This window comes from Actinoplanes couchii (assembly GCF_016862075.1).
GTDB classification, from domain to species: Bacteria; Actinomycetota; Actinomycetes; order Mycobacteriales; family Micromonosporaceae; genus Actinoplanes; species Actinoplanes couchii.
On the sequence record NZ_BOMG01000121.1, the window covers coordinates 13,514 to 30,319 of the forward strand.

The 16,806-nt window shown below is 69.6% G+C and carries 11 protein-coding genes; 9 read left to right on the top strand and 2 right to left on the bottom strand.

Annotated elements, in window-relative coordinates; all coding sequences use genetic code 11:
• Window positions 1-39: 39 nt before the first annotated feature.
• From Aco03nite_RS47735 to Aco03nite_RS47765, 7 genes are all read left to right on the top strand, one after another.
• Entirely contained in the window at window positions 40-909 is an 870-nt protein-coding gene (locus Aco03nite_RS47735) for a carbohydrate ABC transporter permease (RefSeq protein WP_239146032.1), read from the top strand.
• Window positions 906-1,727 carry a carbohydrate ABC transporter permease gene (locus Aco03nite_RS47740; RefSeq protein WP_203808950.1) on the top strand — a complete coding sequence of 274 codons (822 nt, stop codon included), beginning with the start codon at window positions 906-908 and terminating at the stop codon, window positions 1,725-1,727. Before Aco03nite_RS47735 ends, Aco03nite_RS47740 begins: the two co-directional genes overlap by 4 nt.
• Entirely contained in the window at window positions 1,724-4,321 is a 2,598-nt protein-coding gene (locus tag Aco03nite_RS47745; protein ID WP_203808952.1) for an alpha-L-rhamnosidase, read from the top strand. The genes Aco03nite_RS47740 and Aco03nite_RS47745 overlap by 4 nt, the downstream gene beginning before the upstream one ends.
• A gap of 25 nt (window positions 4,322-4,346) precedes the next feature.
• On the top strand, window positions 4,347-5,600 hold the full coding sequence (locus tag Aco03nite_RS47750) for an ABC transporter substrate-binding protein (RefSeq protein ID WP_203808954.1): 1,254 nt from the start codon (window positions 4,347-4,349) through the stop codon (window positions 5,598-5,600).
• Window positions 5,597-8,677 (top strand): alpha-L-rhamnosidase, encoded by a 3,081-nt coding sequence (locus Aco03nite_RS47755; protein WP_203808956.1) that lies wholly within the window; start codon window positions 5,597-5,599, stop codon window positions 8,675-8,677. Before Aco03nite_RS47750 ends, Aco03nite_RS47755 begins: the two co-directional genes overlap by 4 nt.
• Before the next feature lie 67 nt (window positions 8,678-8,744).
• Window positions 8,745-9,944 (top strand): glycoside hydrolase family 1 protein, encoded by a 1,200-nt coding sequence (locus tag Aco03nite_RS47760; RefSeq protein WP_239146033.1) that lies wholly within the window; start codon window positions 8,745-8,747, stop codon window positions 9,942-9,944.
• Window positions 9,941-11,569, top strand: a complete 1,629-nt coding sequence (locus Aco03nite_RS47765; protein WP_203808960.1) for a carboxylesterase/lipase family protein — start codon at window positions 9,941-9,943, stop codon at window positions 11,567-11,569. The genes Aco03nite_RS47760 and Aco03nite_RS47765 overlap by 4 nt, the downstream gene beginning before the upstream one ends.
• Here Aco03nite_RS47765 and Aco03nite_RS47770 read toward each other — a convergent pair.
• Complete coding sequence (locus Aco03nite_RS47770; RefSeq protein WP_203808962.1) at window positions 11,542-13,026, bottom strand: GGDEF domain-containing protein; 1,485 nt, start codon at window positions 13,024-13,026, stop codon at window positions 11,542-11,544. The genes Aco03nite_RS47765 and Aco03nite_RS47770 overlap by 28 nt on opposite strands.
• Before the next feature lie 144 nt (window positions 13,027-13,170).
• Entirely contained in the window at window positions 13,171-14,148 is a 978-nt protein-coding gene (locus tag Aco03nite_RS47775) for an aldo/keto reductase (protein WP_203808964.1), read from the bottom strand.
• Window positions 14,149-14,303: 155 nt separating this feature from the next.
• Here Aco03nite_RS47775 and Aco03nite_RS47780 point away from each other — a divergent pair, with 155 nt between their 5' ends.
• Both Aco03nite_RS47780 and Aco03nite_RS47785 read left to right on the top strand, forming a co-directional pair.
• Window positions 14,304-15,194 (top strand): helix-turn-helix transcriptional regulator, encoded by an 891-nt coding sequence (locus Aco03nite_RS47780; protein WP_203808967.1) that lies wholly within the window; start codon window positions 14,304-14,306, stop codon window positions 15,192-15,194.
• A complete protein-coding gene (locus tag Aco03nite_RS47785; protein WP_203808969.1) occupies window positions 15,191-16,426 on the top strand; it encodes an MFS transporter in 1,236 nt (411 codons plus the stop codon). Before Aco03nite_RS47780 ends, Aco03nite_RS47785 begins: the two co-directional genes overlap by 4 nt.
• Window positions 16,427-16,806 lie beyond the last annotated feature (380 nt).

Here is a 16,806-nt window from a genome sequence, read left to right on the forward strand (position 1 = left end):
GCAACCGGTCATGAAACGATTCAGCAAGGTGGGTTCTCTGTGACAAGAACTCGTACCGCCCCGTGGTGGTTCGCTCTTCCGGCTTTGACCTTGTTCGCCTTCGTGGTGCTGATCCCCAGCGCCCGGGGTGTGTACTACGCCTTCACCGACTGGGACGGCCTCGACCCGGCCTTCACCCTGATCGGCCTGGACAACTTCACCGCCATCACCGACGACCCGGACGCCCTGCAAGCCGTCTGGCACACCCTGCTCATCGCGGTCGCCATCACCGTCATCCAGAACGGCATCGGCCTGCTGCTCGCCCTCGGCGTCAACTCGGCGATCAAGAGCCGCAACTTCCTGCGCGTGCTGCTGTTCGCCCCGGCCGTGGTCACCCCGATCGTCACCGCCTACCTGTGGCGCAATCTGCTCGGCCCGGACGGCGCGGTCAACAGCCTCCTCGCCCTGTTCTGCATCGCGGGAAAGAACTGGCTCGGCGACCCCGACCTGGCCCTCTGGATGATCGTGCTGGTGGTGGTCTGGCAGTTCGCCGGCTACTCGATGGTCATCTTCGTGGCCGGCCTGCAGTCGGTGCCGAAGGAGATCTACGAAGCCGCCGCGATCGACGGCAGCGGCCCGGTCCGCCGCTTCTGGTCCATCGTCCGCCCGCTGCTCGCCCCGGCGATCACCATCAACCTGATGCTGTCGATCATCGGCGGGATCAAACTCTTCGACCAGGTGTACGCCCTGACCGGCGGCGGCCCCGGCCACGCCACCGACACCATCAGCACCCTGATCTACAAGGACGCCTTCACCCTCGGCGAGTTCGGCTACAGCATCGCCCTGGCCGTAGTCCTCACGATCATCGTCGCCATCGCCTCGGCCGGCCAGTACACCGTCCTGTCCCGCAACGAGAGGGCGGCATCGTGAACCGCTACACCAAGGGCACCCTCGCCCTGGAGATCGTGATGATCGCGGTCGCCGTGGTCTTCGCCTTCCCCGTCTACGTCCTGATCAACCTGGCCATCCGGGCCCCGTCGGACACCTCGTCACCGATCGCGCCGACCAGTTCTCCGACCCTGGCCAACTTCGCGCAGGCCTGGCAGGAGGGCGGACTCGGCGGCGCCCTGATCAACAGCCTGGCCGTCACCGCGATCAGCGTCCTGATCGTGCTCACCGTGTCGTCGCTGGCCGCCTACCCCTTGGCCCGCTCCACCGCGCACTGGTCCCGCGGCACCTTCCTCCTGATCATGCTCGGCCTGATCCTGCCCTTCCAACTGGCCGCGCTGCCGCTCTACCAGACCGTCCGCGACCTGGGACTTCTCGGCTCGATCTGGTCGCTGGTGCTGTTCTACGCCGGACTTCAAGTTCCTTTCACCACTTTCCTGTACGTCGGTTTCCTCCGCGCCCTGCCCCGCGACTTCGAGGAGGCGGCCACCATCGACGGCTGTGGACCACTGACCGCGTTCCGCTACGTGGTCCTGCCGATGCTGAAACCGATCACGGTCACCGCCCTGGTGCTGAACACGGTCAGCGTGTGGAACGACTTCTTCACCCCACTGCTCTACCTGTCCGGCAGTGATCAGCAGACGATGCCCGTCGCGGTCGCCGGTTTTGTCGGCCAGTTCGTCTCCGACTGGAACCTGATCTTCGCCGCCCTGCTGATCAGCGTCATCCCGGTCCTCGCCGTCTACCTCCTGCTGCAGCGCAGCATCATCAACGGATTCGCCGGAGGGCTGAAGGGATGATCCCTTACGGACTGACCACCGAACAGCGCACCGAACCCCTCGGCCTCGACGAACCCCGGCCCCGGCTGTCGTGGAAACTGCGCAGCGAACGCACCGGAGCGGCCCAGACCGCCTACCGCATCACCGCCACCAGCAGCGGTTCGACCGTCTGGGACACCGGCCGCCGCGAATCCGCCGACACGATCCTCATCGACTGGGACGGCCCGCCGTTGCAGCCGTCGACCCGCTACGAATGGCGCGTCGAGGTCTGGGACGAGTACGACGACCTGGCCGGAACCGCTGCGACCTGGTTCGAGACCGGCCTGCTGCACCCGGAGAACTGGACGGCGACCTGGATCGGCCGCGACCCGGTCGCTCTGCCGCCGGTCGACCCGCCCACCAACGACGACCTGGACAATCCCGGCCCGGCCGAGGCGGCGTTGCACCTGCGGCACACGTTCCCGGTGGTCGAACGGCCGGTCCGCGCTCGGCTGTACGCCACCGCCCGCGGCGTGTACCAGCCGTACCTGAACGATGACCGTGTTGGTGACCGGGAACTCGCACCGGGCTGGACCGAATACCACCATCGTCTCCAGTACCAGACCTACGACGTCACCGACCAGGTCCGGGCCGGGGACAACACCCTGGCTGTGACCGTCGCCGACGGCTGGTGGAGTGGCTACGTCGGCTTCGACCCGCGCCGGCCCGCCCGCCACTACGGCGACGCCCCCGCACTGCTCGCCCAACTGGTGCTCGACTTCGCCGACGGCTCCCGGCAGGTCATCGCCACCGGCCGGGACTGGACCGAGCACGACGGGCCGGTCCGGTCGGCGGACCTGATGATGGGCCAGTTCACCGACGGCCGCCGCGCCCTGTCCGCCCCGCGCCCGGTGGCCGTGCTGGACACCGGGACCGGGCCGCTGGTCGCCGAACCCGACGAACCGATCCGGGTCACCGCCGAACTGCCCGCCGTCGTCACCGGCACCATCGCCGACTTCGGGCAGAACCTCGTCGGCCGGATCCGCCTCACCATCCGCAACGCCGAGCCCGGGCAGCGGATCGTGCTGCGCCATGCCGAAGTCCTCGCCGCCGACGGCACCCTCTACGTCGACAACCTGCGCCGCGCCGCCGCCACCGACACCTACGTGTGCGCCGGCATCCCGGTCGAGGTCTTCGAACCTGACTTCACGTTCCACGGCTTCCGGTACGCCGAGATCACCGGCTACCCGGGCGAACTCGACCCGGCCGACGTCACCGCCCGGGTGCTGCACAGCGACACCCCGTGGACCGGCCGGTTCGACTGCGACGACGCGATCGTCAACCAGCTGCACGCCAACATCCGGTGGGGGCAGCGCGGCAACTTCGTCGCCGTACCCACCGACTGCCCGCAACGCGACGAACGCCTCGGCTGGCTCGCCGACGCCCAGGTGTTCGCCCCGACCGCCACCCGCAACGCCGACGTGTCCGCGTTCTTCGCCCGCTGGATGCGCGACGTGGTCGCCGGCCAGAACGACGACGGCGCGTTCCGGGACGTCGCCCCGATCATCTCCTTCGACCGCGAGGGCGCTCCGGCCTGGGGCGACGCCGGGGTGATCATCCCGTGGCTGCTGTGGCGCACCTACGGCGACCGGCGCGTCCTGGAGGGCGGCTTCGACGCGATGACCCGCTGGGTGGACCACATCCACCGGCACAACCCGAACCTGCTGTGGGAACACCGGGACGGCAACTCCTACGGCGACTGGCTCCAGGTCGACGCGGACACCCCGCGCGACGTGCTGGCCACCGCCTACTTCGCGCACAGCACCCGGATCGTCGCCGACGCCGCCGACGTGCTCGGCCGGCCGTCGCAGGAATACCGGCAGCTGCACGATCAGATCCGGGACGCCTTCAACGACGCCTATGTCACCGACGACGGCCAGGTCAAAGGCGGGACGCAAACCGCGTACCTGCTGGCCATCGCCTTTGATCTTCTCCCGGCGGACCTGGTGGACCTCGCCGTCGGGCATCTCGCCACCGACGTCGAGCGCCGCGGCAACCGGCTGACCACCGGATTCGTCGGCGTCTCCCTGCTCTGCCCGGTGCTCACCGAGCACGGCCGGGCGGACCTCGCCTACGCACTGCTGCACCAGGACGAATACCCGTCGTGGGGCTACTCGATCCGGCACGGCGCCACCACGATCTGGGAACGCTGGGACGGCTGGACCGAAGAACACGGCTTCCAGTCCGCCGCGATGAACTCCTTCAACCACTACTCCCTGGGCAGTGTCGGCGACTGGCTCTACGGCCGGGTCGCCGGCATCGACCAGACCCCGGCCTCGGTCGCTTACTCCGAGCTGCTGCTGCGCCCCACCCCGGGCGGGCGGCTGACCAGGGCACACGCCGAGCAGGAGACCGCTCGCGGCCTGGTGGCCTGCGGTTGGTCGATCGACGACGACCGGCTCACCGTGACCGCCACGGTGCCGCCGGGCAGCACCGCCATCCTTCAGATCCCCACCAGCGACCCCGGCGGTGTGCACGCTGCCGGAACGCCCGGGGTTCTGCGGGCCGAACCGTCCGCCGCCGGGCTCACCCTGCGGCTGACCTCCGGCCGATACACCTTCACCGCCCCTGTCTGACTCGTCTCCAACGCAGGAGAAGATCATGAGAAAAGTCCTCGCCGCCGTCGCGGTCGTATCCCTGCTCACCGCCTGCTCCAGCGGCACCAACTCCGCCTCCAGCAGCGGCGGTGACAATCAGACCCTGACGATCGCCTCGGTCGACCAGGGTTCGATCGAGAAGGTCGTCGACGCGTTCAAGGCCGCCAACCCCGGTGTCACGATCAACCTGTCGACCAGCGGCGCCGACCAGTACCAGCAGCAGATCCGTACCCAGCTGGCGTCCGGCACCGCCCCGGACGTGATGACCGTGTGGCCCGGCAACGGCAACCCCGGCGCGACCTATGTGATCGCCAAGCCCGGCTACCTGCTCGACCTGTCCGACCAGCCGTGGGCCGGGCAGCTGCCGGACGCGTTCAAGAAGGTCGCCCAGTACGAGGGCAAGACGTACAACGCGGTCTTCGGCCTGAACGGCATCGGCGCGGTCTACAACGACGAGGCCCTGACCAAATCCGGTCTGACCGCACCCGGCACCTGGACCGAACTGCTCACCTTCTGCAAGGCCGCCGCCGGCAAGGGCACCCCGGCGTTCGCGCTCGGCATCCAGGACAACTGGGTCACCCAGATCGCCCTGTACGCGCTGACCGCCACCACCGTCTACGGCGCCGACAAGGACTTCGACACCAAACTCGCCGCCGGGCAGACCACCTTCGCCGGGTCCGCGTGGACCACGGCGATGGCCAAGTACCAGGAGATGAACACCGCCGGCTGCTTCCAGAAGGACCCCCTCGGAACCAGCTACGAGTCCAGCCAGACCCTCGCCGCCACCGGCAAGACCCTCGGCATCATCCAGGGGAACTGGATCATCGGCCTGCTCAAGGGCAAGAACCCGAACGGCAAGTTCACCATGAAGGCCCTGCCCGCCACCGACAACGCGGCCGAGTTCGTCATGCCCGCCGCCGCCGGAGCCGGATACGGCGTGAACGCCAAGGCCAAGAACTCCGAACTCGCCCTCAAGTTCATCACGTTCGTGATGTCGCCGGAGGGCATGAAGATCTTCAACGAGGCGCAGGGCAGCCTGCCGACCCTGCCCGACGCGGGTTCCGCCGTGGACCCCGGCCTGGCCGAACTGTCCACCTTCGTCAAGGACAACCGGACCGTGCCGTTCATGGACCAGCTCTGGCCCAACGCCAAGGTTCAGCAGACCATGCTCAGCGGGCTGCAGGAGGTCTTCAGTGACCAGGCCACCGCCGCCGACGTGCTCAAGGACATGGACACCGATTACAAGGCCGGCTCGTGAAGCGGCGCACCGCACTCGGCCTCTCCGTCGCCATCCCCTCGGCGACCGTCCTGACCGGCGTCCCGGCTGAGGCTCGTCAAGGCCGCAACCTGCGGGTCGTCGGCCTGCGTGTCGACGGCCGGGGTGACCAGCCGCTCGGGATCGACGCGGTGAAACCGGTCCTGAGCTGGCGATTCGCGGAGACGTCGGCGCCCGCCGCGGACCGGCAGACCGCCTACCAGATCCGGGTCCACGACCTCGGCCGCGCCCGGCTGCTCTGGGATTCCGGCAAGGTGAACTCGGCGGTGCAGTCCGGCGTGCCGTACCTCGGGCCGGACCTCATCTCCCGGCAACGCCTCGGCTGGCAGGTCCGGGCGTGGGGCGCGGACGGCCGGGCCACCGACTGGAGCACGGCCTCGACCTGGGAGGTGGGTCTGCTCCGCAACGAGGACTGGGGCGCCGCCCGGTGGATCGAATACCCCGGACATGTCGAAACCCAGCCGATGCCGATCTTCGCCCGCCGGGTTCATGTTGAATCCCGCGTCAATGTTGATCGGGCCCGTCTCTATGTATCCGGTGTCGGCATGCACCTGGTCACCGTCAACGGGTCGGCGCCGACCGACGAGGTTCTCGCCCCGAGCTATGCCAACTATCAGCTCTCCAGTGAGTACCGGGTCTACGACGTCACCGGTCAACTGCGCAAAGGCGACAACCTGTTCGGCGTACGCCTGGGCAACGGTCCCGCCTACGTGCGGCGGAGTGTCACGAACCCGGCCGTCGGGCGGAACGCGCCGTACTCGTGGTGGCAGAGCCAGCTCAAGGGGACCGGAACGACCACGGCGGCCGTCGAGCCGGGGGCGACCACGGTGCCGCTGACCAGCACGACCGGCTATCACGTCGACGGCACGATCAACATCGACACCGGTGACGGCGGCGTCAATGTGGAATCCCGCACGATCACCGCGATCACCATCGACGCGATCACGTTCACGCCCGGACTGAGCAAGCCACACCCCGCCGGGGCCACGGTCACCGGGTCCGGCAACAACGTCGCGGCCAGTGACGCCAGCGCGGGAGCCGCCGTCACGCCCCGGTTCATCGCGCGCCTCGAGATCACGTACCGCAACGGGAAAGAAACGGTGATCGTCAGCGACCGCGAGTGGCGCGCCACGCTCGGACCACTGACCACCGACGCCTGGTATTCCGGCAGCGATCACGACGCCCGCCGCGAGCAGCCCGGCTGGGACCGCCCCGGCGCCGACCTGACGGCGACCGCGAAACGCCGTGATGGCACCCCCACCGGCTGGATCGCGGCCGGGATCGCCCCGCCACCGAACCTGGCCACCCGCCTGGTCGGGCGCACCGCACCACCGATCACGATCGCCGAGACGTTCCGCCCGAAGACGATCACCAACCCGGCGCCCGGCACCTGGGTGTTCGATTTCGGGCAGAACATCGTCGGGTTCCCCCAGCTCAAGCTGGGCGGGGGAGTGCCGGCCGGCACCACCGTGCGGATCGCCCCGGCGGAATCACTGACCGCTACCGGCACCGTGGACCAGGCGTCGCTGATGGGTGGCGGCGGCAGCCGGGGTGTGGACCTGTTCAACACCTACACCACCGCCGGGCTGCGCGGCGGGGAGACGTGGCGGCCGGACTTCAACTACTTCGGCATGCAGTGGGTGCAGGTCACCGGCCTGCCTTTGTCGTATGTCCCGACGAAGGACACGATCACGGGGCTGCGGGTGCAGGCCGAGACGCCGGTCGCGGGCGCGGTCACCACGTCGAACGCCCGGGTCAACCGGATCCATCAGATGGCCTGGTACTCGTTCGCCGGGAACATCATGAGCATCTTCACCGACTGCCCCGGCCGGGAGAAACTTTCCTATCCGGCCGACTACACGATGCCGATGGGATCGATCCACCGGAACTTCGACCTGTCCGCCTACCTACGGACCCACCAGCGGCACCTGGTCGAAGGCCAATCGATCGCGGACACCCCGATGGCCGGCAACGTCGCGCTGAAGACTCCGGTCTACGACTGGGGCTACACCGGGCGCTTCGGCGACGAGATCAACTGGGGCAACGCGATCATCCTGGTCCCCGGCTTCCTACGGCAGCTCTACGGCGACACCGCCACCGCGGCCCGCTACTACCAGCCGATGGTCCGGTTCGCCGGCTACATCCAGCGGGAGAAGGCGGTCGGGCACATCGTCGACGCCGCCCTCGCCGACTGGGTGTCGGCCGAACCGGTGTCCGGACGGATCACCGGCACTTGGGGCTGGTACCTGACGGTCAAGGAACTGGCCGAACTGGCCCGGCTCACCGGCCACCAGGCCGACGCCGACCGTTACCGATCACTGGCCGCCGACATCAAGGCGGCGTTCCACACCACCTTCTGGGATCCGGCCCGGCGCCGGTACGCGGACAACGGCACCACCTCACAGACCGCCCAGGCACTCGCGCTCGACGCCGGCCTCGTCCCCGACAGCGAACGCCAGGCGGTTCTGGACGCACTGGTGGAACTCGTGGGCGCGGCCGGAACCCACTTCACCGGCGGCACCATCGGCATGGCCCCGATCGTGCGGGCACTGTCGGCGGGCGGCCGCGACGACGTCCTCTGGGACCTCATCCACACCGACGACCAGCCCGGATACGGCTACTTCATGGCCTCGACCGTCGCCAACCCCGGCGGCATGACCACCATCGGGGAGCGCTGGAACCGCGGCGACTCCAAGAACCACATGATCCTCGCCCAGATCGAGGAGTGGTTCCACGCCGGACTCGCCGGAATCCGGGCCGCCGACGGCACCACCGCCTACCGCGACCTGGTCATCCAGCCCAAGATCGTCGGCGACCTGACGCACGTGAAGGGCCACTACGTCACCCCGCAGGGCACCGCCCGCTCCGAGTGGACCCGCGACGGGAACCGGCTGCGGCTGACCGTGACCATCCCGCCGAACAGCACCGCCGAGGTGTGGCTGCCCACCCTCGGCCGCCGCCCGGCACCCCCGCCACCGCGCGCGGAGTGGTTGCGCACCGAGGGCGGCTATGCCGTACACCGGGTGCCGTCCGGCACCTACACCTTCACCACCAGGTGACCGACCCCGGCCCGGCCGCCGCCTCCATTCCCCCGCGACGGCCGGGCCGGCCTCACCAAGGAGACCCGTGACCTTTCCCGACGGCTTCCTCTGGGGCGCCGCCACCTCCGCCCACCAGGTCGAAGGCGGCAACACCAACAACGACTGGTGGGACTTCGAGCAGGATCCGACGTCCGCCGCCAGGTCATCCTCGGGTGACGGCATCGACCATTTCCATCGGTACCCCGACGACTTCGCCCTGCTCCGGTCGCTAGGGCACAACGCGCACCGGCTCTCCCTGGAATGGTCCCGCATCGAACCGGCACCCGGACAGTTCAGCCGCGCCGCCATCGCCCACTACCGGCGCGTGCTCACCGCTCTGGCCGACACCGGCATGACCGCTTTCGTCACCCTGCACCACTTCACCAACCCACGCTGGTTCGCCGCCCGCGGCAGCTGGCTGGCCCCCGATGCCACCGAGGTGTTCGCCCGCTACTGCACCCGGGTAGCGGCCGAACTCGGTGACCTCATGCCGTTCGTGTGCACCATCAACGAACCACAGATGATCGCCCTGCACGGCTACCTCGAGGGCTACCACCCACCCGGCATCGCCAACCCGGTCCGGTGGAAACACGCCGGAGCGGCCCTGCTCGACGCCCACTTCGCCGCCGTCCGCGCGGTCCGGGCCGCCGCACCCTCATCCCAGATCGGACTGGCCGTCCAACTGCCGCTGCTCGCCCCGGTCCGCACCGGCGACCCGTTCTTCGACACCATGCGTCACGAGATCGTCGACCGCTACCTGGACAACCTCACCGGCCCCGACGCCGGCGACTGGCTGGGCGTCCAGTACTACCGCAAACAGTGGGTGGACGGTGCGTCGCCCACCTTCTTCGCTCCGCCGCGGGCCGGCACCCCGCTGACCCAGATGGGCTGGGCGGTGTACCCGGACGGGCTACGCGAGATCCTGCACCGGGCCGCCCGTACCGGCCTGCCCCTGTACGTCACCGAGAACGGCATCGCGACCGAGGACGACACCGAACGCGAGCAATACCTGACCGACCACCTGACCGCCGTGTCCCGGGCCATCGACCAGGGCGTCGACGTGCGCGGCTACCTGCACTGGTCGGCCTTCGACAACTTCGAATGGAGCGAGGGCTACCGCCCGAAGTTCGGCCTGATCGCGGTCGCCGACGACTTCACCCGCCACCCCAAACCGAGCGCCCACACGTTCGCCCGGATCGCCCGAACCGGCCGCCTCGACCCCCTTCCGCCCGAGGAGATCTCATGACGACCCGCAGAGCCGTGATCGGCGGCACGCTGTCAGTGGCCGCCCTGCCCCTGCTCAGCACTCCCGCTCAGGCAACCAGCTCAACCACCCACACAACCGGCCGACGGGACGAGGCGAGCACCCGATACGGCAAGGTCCGAGGCCGCCGGGAAGACGGGATCGTCAAGTTCCTCGGCGTCCCCTACGCCACCCCGCCTCTCGGACAGCTGCGCTTCCGGGCCCCGAAACCACTGCGGCCCTGGTCCGGCGTACGGGAAACAGTTGATTTTCCGAATCCTGCCTTTCAAGCCGCGGGCGGTGAGATGGGCCCGAACGGCAACGGCCGGATGCCCGCACCGTCGGAGGACTGCCTCTACCTCAACATCTGGACCCCGGCCGCGGACCGTCGGCGTCGGCCGGTGATGTTCTACAACCACGGCGGCGGTTACATGATCGGCTCCGGGTCGGCGACCGGCCAGGATGGCACCCGCCTCGCCAAGCTCTACGACGTGGTGGTCGTCGAGTCCAACCATCGGCTCGGCCTGCTCGGCTACCTGTTCCTCGATGACCTGGCCGATAGTGATTACGCGGCCAACGCCGGGATGCTCGACATCCTCGCCGCGCTGCGCTGGACCGCGGAGAACATCGCGAACTTCGGTGGTGACCCGGACAACATCATGGTGTGGGGCGAGAGCGGCGGCGGCGCGAAGACCGCGGCCGTGCACACCATGCCCGCCGCCGCGAAGCTGTTCCACAAGGGCTCGATCGAGAGCGCCGCGCCGCTGCGGTTTCCGACCCGGGCCGGGGCCACCGCCCGTGCCGAACGCACCCTGCACCTGCTCGGCCTGACCCGCGCCGACATCCCCCGCCTGCACGACATCCCGGCCGCCCGCCTGCTGGAGATCCAGCAGTCCGAAGCCGCCAACGGCGTCGCCCCGTGGGGAGAGCCCGACCCGGTGCTGCCCGGCTTCGGCGCGTTCGTCGACGGCCGCATCATCCCGCGGCACCCGATCGCCGCTCTCGAGTCCGGCCGGAAACCGCTGATGGTCGGCACCACCCGCGACGAGACGGTGTTCTTCAGCCTGTTCGGGCCGCCGGACGTCTTCCGCATCGACGACGCCGGGCTGCGCCGTGAACTCAGCCGCACCTACCAGGGCGCCGAGCTCGACCGGATCATCGCCACTTTCCGGAGGTCACGGCCGCGGGCCACCCCAGCCCAGCTGTACTTTGCGATCACCACCTCGCCGATCTGGCGCGACGCCATCAAGATCGCCGAGGCTCACCATCACGCGCCGGTGTTCATGTACCAGCTTGCCTACCCGGACCCGACCGTGGTTCCGGGCACCGACTTCCCGCTCGGTTCCCCGCACGCCTCGGACATTCCGCTCAAGTTCGCCAACACCCCCGCCGACCGCCCGGCGGGGGAGAGGGCGACCGCCCGGCACATGAGCGCGTTGTGGGCCGGTTTCGCCCACGACGGCCACCCGAACGCGCCGCAGGTCCCGCGCTGGCCCGCCTACACGCCGCGAACCCGCGCCACCATGTGGATCGACGCCCGCTGCCGCATCGTCGACGACCCGGACCGGGCGGAGCGACTCTTCTGGAAATCCGGGACGCCTCAGGGGACGGCCTCCGGCAGGAGGTAGTGCTCTCGGTAGGTGTTCTTGCCGGCGTTCTTGGCGGCGTAGAGCGCGTTGTCGGCGTAGTGCAGGACCGTGTCGAGGCTGTCGGTGGGGGAGGTGACGACGGCGATGCCGATGCTGGCGCCGATGCGCAGCGTCGTGTCGTGGTAGGTGATGGGTTCGCTGAGCTGCTCGAGGACCCGGGTGGCGATCGTCGCGGTGTCGTCGGTGTCGGTGATTCCGGACAGCAGGATGACAAACTCGTCGCCGCCGAGACGGGAGGCCGCGTCGCTGGGGCGCACGGTGTCGGTGAGCCGCTGTCCGACACTGATCAGGACATGATCGCCCGCGGCGTGGCCGTACCGGTCGTTGACGGTTTTGAAGCCGTCCAGATCGAGCAACATGACCGCGGTCATCGCGTCGGGTCGTGCGGCGGCCAGCAGGGCGGTGGCGCGTTCCTGGAACGAGGCCCGGTTGGTGAGTCCGGTGAGCGTGTCGTGGTGCGCCAGGTATTGCAGGTTGTCACGTTGCGCGTTGAGTTCGGTCACCAGCAGCCGGATGACGACGAGGCTGATGAACTGCCGGCCGACGGCGATCGCGACGACACCGAGCAACGTCCACAGCAGCAGCACGCTCACCCGGTCGTTCGCTATCAACGATCCGGCGATCGCGATCATCGAGAGCAGCACCGGCAGGTACGGCACCGACGTCCAGAACAGCGACACCGCCCGGCGGACCGTGTGTTCGGGTTCCGGCACGTCCTGGGTGGTGGCCAGCACGACGAGCAGGGCGGGCAGCGTGACGATCGCGGCGGCCCCGGCATGGTCCACCGGCTGCTGGGCGTACTGATTGTGCAGGGCGAGCCCGGCGCCCGCCGCACGCAGAGCGGCGGCACAGCCCAGCAGATGGACGGCGTACCCGTTGCGCTGTCCCGGGGTGTTGGCGACCAGGACGAGCGCCCACGCCGCGGCGAGAAGGTACGGCATGACAGCGATCCCGAAGACCACCGGCGCCAGTTCCGGGGCGATGGGCAGGATCGGCACCACCACCCAGAGCCAGCTCAGAACCGACAACGCGGCGGCTACGGCGACGGAGTCGAGCAGCCGGGTGAGCCGGGCCAGGGGTTGCCGGCTCGGGCGGGCCAGCAGGCCCAGTTGGAGGGTGCTCGCCACGATGGAGGCGATGACCGGCAGCAGCGTGACGCCGTTGTTGATGCCGAGCAACATGAACGGGCCGGCCGCGGCCTGGGCCACCGCGATCATGACTCCGCTGACCGCACCGGCACGCCACGCCCGGGCGACACGCCCGGTGGCGGACCGGGCCCGGACGAGGCACGCCCACGCCCCCCACGCCGAGACCACCGCCGTGGCTCCGAAGACCAGCAACACCCGCGCATCCGGCGGCACCACGGCTGCCACCGCTTGCAGAAGACCGGCCGCGGCCAGCGCCGCGAACACCGCCACCCGCAGACGCAAGGTCATCACTGAAATTCCCTGCCCGGAGCCTCGTCTGGCGCCGTCGCGTCACGGCACAGGCCCGGCCTTCCCGTTTCGGCTGGCCCGGAGTTCCAGCTTAGGCACTCTGCCGCCGCGACCTCAGTCATATGGCAAGCCGAAGCCGGCGGGTCAGCGTTCCAGCATGCGCAGGCCGGCTTCGGTGTGCGTGTCGCCGGCGGCCGGAGGGAGGCTGGAGAGCCTGTTCAGGACGTCGGCGGGCAACTGGAGGCGGTCGGCGGCGGTGTTCTCCTCGACGCGGATCACCCGCTTGGTTCCGGGGATGGGGGCGATGTCGTCGCCCTGGGCGAGCAGCCAGGCGATGGCGACCTGCGCTGGGGTGGCGCCGACGTCGGCGGCGATGGCCTGGACCTCGTCGGCCAGGGCCAGGTTGCGGCGGAAATTCTCGCCGGTGAAGCGGGGATTACCGCGGCGGAAGTCGCCTTCGTCGAAGTCGTTCTCGGTGCGGACGGTTCCGGTGAGGAATCCATGCCCGAGCGGGGAGAACGGCACCAGGCCGATCCCCAGTTCCCGCAGTACGGGCAGGACACGGTCCTCGATGCCCCGGGTCCACAGCGAGTACTCGGACTGCACGGCGGTGACCGGATGCACGGCGTGGGCGCGGCGAATGGTGTCCGGCCCGGCCTCGGACAGCCCGATGTGGCGGATCTTGCCCTCCGTGACGAGTTCCGCCAGTGTCCCGACGACGTCCTCGATCGGGGTTCCCGGGTCGACCCGGTGCTGGTAGTACAGGTCGATGTAGTCGGTGTTCAGCCGCTTGAGGGAACCTTCGAGGGCGGTGCGGATGTTGGCCGGGCCGGAGTCCACCGTCCAGACTCCAGCTCCGGCGTGGGAGACCAGGCCGAACTTGGTGGCCAGGACGACCCGGTCGCGGCGGCCCCGCAGGGCCTGCCCGAGCAGTTCCTCGTTGAGGTAGGGACCGTAGATCTCAGCGGTGTCGATCAGGGTGACGCCGAGATCGATGGCGCGGTGCACGGTGCGGATGGACTCGGCGTCGTCGGTGCCGGCGCCGGTCAGGCCGTGGGACATGCCCATGGCTCCGAGTCCGATGCGCGCGACGTCGAGGCCGCCTATTTCGATGTGTTTCATGATGGCTGCTTCTCCTGACGGTGGGGTGCTCCTTCAGGTTGCCGTCCGGCGTACCCGAAAGACAGGCCGGGATCTGCGGGGGAACGGCCAGCGGGGGTGTGACAGGGCCCCCTTCAGCAGGCCCGGAACGGCTGGGAAACGGCAAGACTGGGCTGATGGCAACCGAGCACCACAGCAGCGGTGACGAGCTGGGACGTTTCCTGCGCGCCCGCCGTACCCAGACCAGTCCGCAGAGTGCGGGATTGATCCTCGGGCCCGGCGTACGCCGCACTCCCGGGCTGCGCCGTGAGGAGCTCGCCACTCTGGCCGGAGTGAGCATCGACTACTACATCCGGCTGGAGCGTGGCAAGGAGACCCGGCCCAGCCCGGCGGTCATCGACTCCCTGGCCCGGGCTCTGCGCCTGGACGACGCCGAACACCTTCACCTGCGCACCCTGGCGGTACGCGCCGCCCGTTACCTGCCCGAATCGGTGCCCGCGCCCAGCCGTACCGTAGCGGCGCACGTGAAGTTGATGCTGGAGGCGTTGCGCCCGAACCCGGCCTACGTCATCAGCCGCAGCATGGACGTCCTGGCGTACAACCCGGGTGGTCTCGCCCTCTACCCGGGCCTGGCCGACTGGCCGGCCTCGCAGCGCAACCTCGCCCGCTACCTGTTCCTGCACCCGGCCGGCCGGGACATCTTCGCCGACTGGGACACCCAGATCCGCGGGTGTGTCGCCCGGCTCCGGGCCGTGGCCGGCACCGACCCCGACGCCCCGGACCTGGCCCGGGTGGTGGGTGAGCTGCTGCTCAAGAGCGCGGACTTCGCCGGGCTGTGGGAACGCTACGACGTGACCGGGCGCAAGCAGACGACCAAGACGTTCCGGCACCCCGGGGTCGGCGTGCTCACCCTCTCCTTCCAGGGGATGGTTCTGGAAGGCAGCCCGGGCCACCGGATGGCGGTCTACACCGCCCCGCCCGGCACCCCCGACCACGACGCCGTGCTGCTGCTCGACTCGACCTCTCTCCCGGCTGAGGCCCGGAGTGTTCCCGGAGGAATCCGATGACCGGGGCGGGCACGCTCCCGGCGCCCGGCCGCCGGATGACGCCGGCCCGCACGTTCGTCTTCGCGGTCGCCGCGGGCATGGCCGTCGGTAACCTCTACTGGGCACAGCCCCTGATCGAGGTCATCGCCTCGTCCCTGGGTGTCTCGTCGTCGAGCGCCGCCACGCTGGTCACCGTCACTCAGCTCGGCTATGCGCTCGGCATCTTCCTCATCGTGCCGCTCGGTGACATCCTCGACCGCCGCCGTCTCATCCCGCTGATCCTCACCGTGTCCTCGGCGACACTGCTGGGCGCCGCCGCGGCTCCGTCGTACGGCGTGCTGCTCGCGGCGCTCGGCGGGGTGGGCCTGACCACCGTCGGCGCGCAGCTGCTGGCCCCGCTCGCCAGTGAGCTGGCCGAGCCGGAGCGGCGTGGCCGGGTGGTCGGCGCGGTCACGTCCGGTGGCCTGATCGGCATCCTGCTCTCCCGTACCGTCAGCGGCTTCGTCGCCGACTTGTTCGGCTGGCGGGCGATCTACGTGATCGCCGCCGTGGCCGCTCTCGTCCTGGCGGCGGTGCTGCGGACGGTCATCCCGCCGCTGGAGCCGCGCGAACCCGTACCGTATCCGCGGCTTCTGGGTTCGGTGTTCACCACGATGGCCGGGCACCGCGCGGTCCTGCCCACCCTGGCGATCTGCGCCGCGAGTTTCTCGGTCTTCTCCCTGTTCTGGACGTCGCTGACCTACCTGCTGACCGCGCCACCGTTCTCCTTCTCGGTCAGCCAGATCGGCCTGTTCGGTCTGGCCGGGCTGGCCGGAGCGCTCGCCGCGCGGCGTGCCGGTGCTCTGCACGACCGCGGGTGGTCGGTACCGGCCACCGGTGTCGCGCTGACCGTGCTGGCCCTGTCGCTGGGCGGGGCGTGGGCGGGCGGCCGTTCCGTCGTCGCCCTGATCGTGGTGGTCGTCATTCTCGACATCGCTGCCCAGAGCGTCATGGTTCTCGGGCAGACCCGGCTGTTCGCGCTGCCCGGATCCGCGCACAGCCGCCTCAACACGGCTTTCGTGGTCTCGAACTTCCTCGGCGGGGCGGTGGGTTCAGCCATCGCGGGCCCGTTGTGGGCTGCCGGCGGGTGGGCCGCGATCATGACAGTGTCCCTGGCCATCGTCGGTGCCGGCCTCATCGTGTGGACCGTGGGCAGCCGTCGGCTCGCGGACACCGGCCAGGAAGCCATCGATGTGCCCGGCGCGGACGGCTGAAAGGCACTCAGGTGGGGTGCCCTGTCGGTACGTGCTTCACCGGGGTCTCTCGCCGGCGCACGCGAAGGGGATTGCTGGTCTCATGGAACTCTTTCGTCGCCGACACGATGCACACCCAGACTGGCCACGCCGAGGATCGCCTTTCCGGGGGCCCAGCCGGCCGCCCGGATCATCCGAACCCGCTCCGTCGACGGCACCGACCAGCCGCCAAACCGTCTACCTGGCCACGTTCCTGCCCGCTGCCGGCGCCCAGCCGGCTGACCTGCAGAAATGGGCGAGGGCAGAATGGTTGATCGAGAATCAGGTCCATAACGTCAGGGTTGTCACCTTCCGTGATGATCTGCAGCAAGCCCGGATCGGAACCGGACCCGCCGTCATGG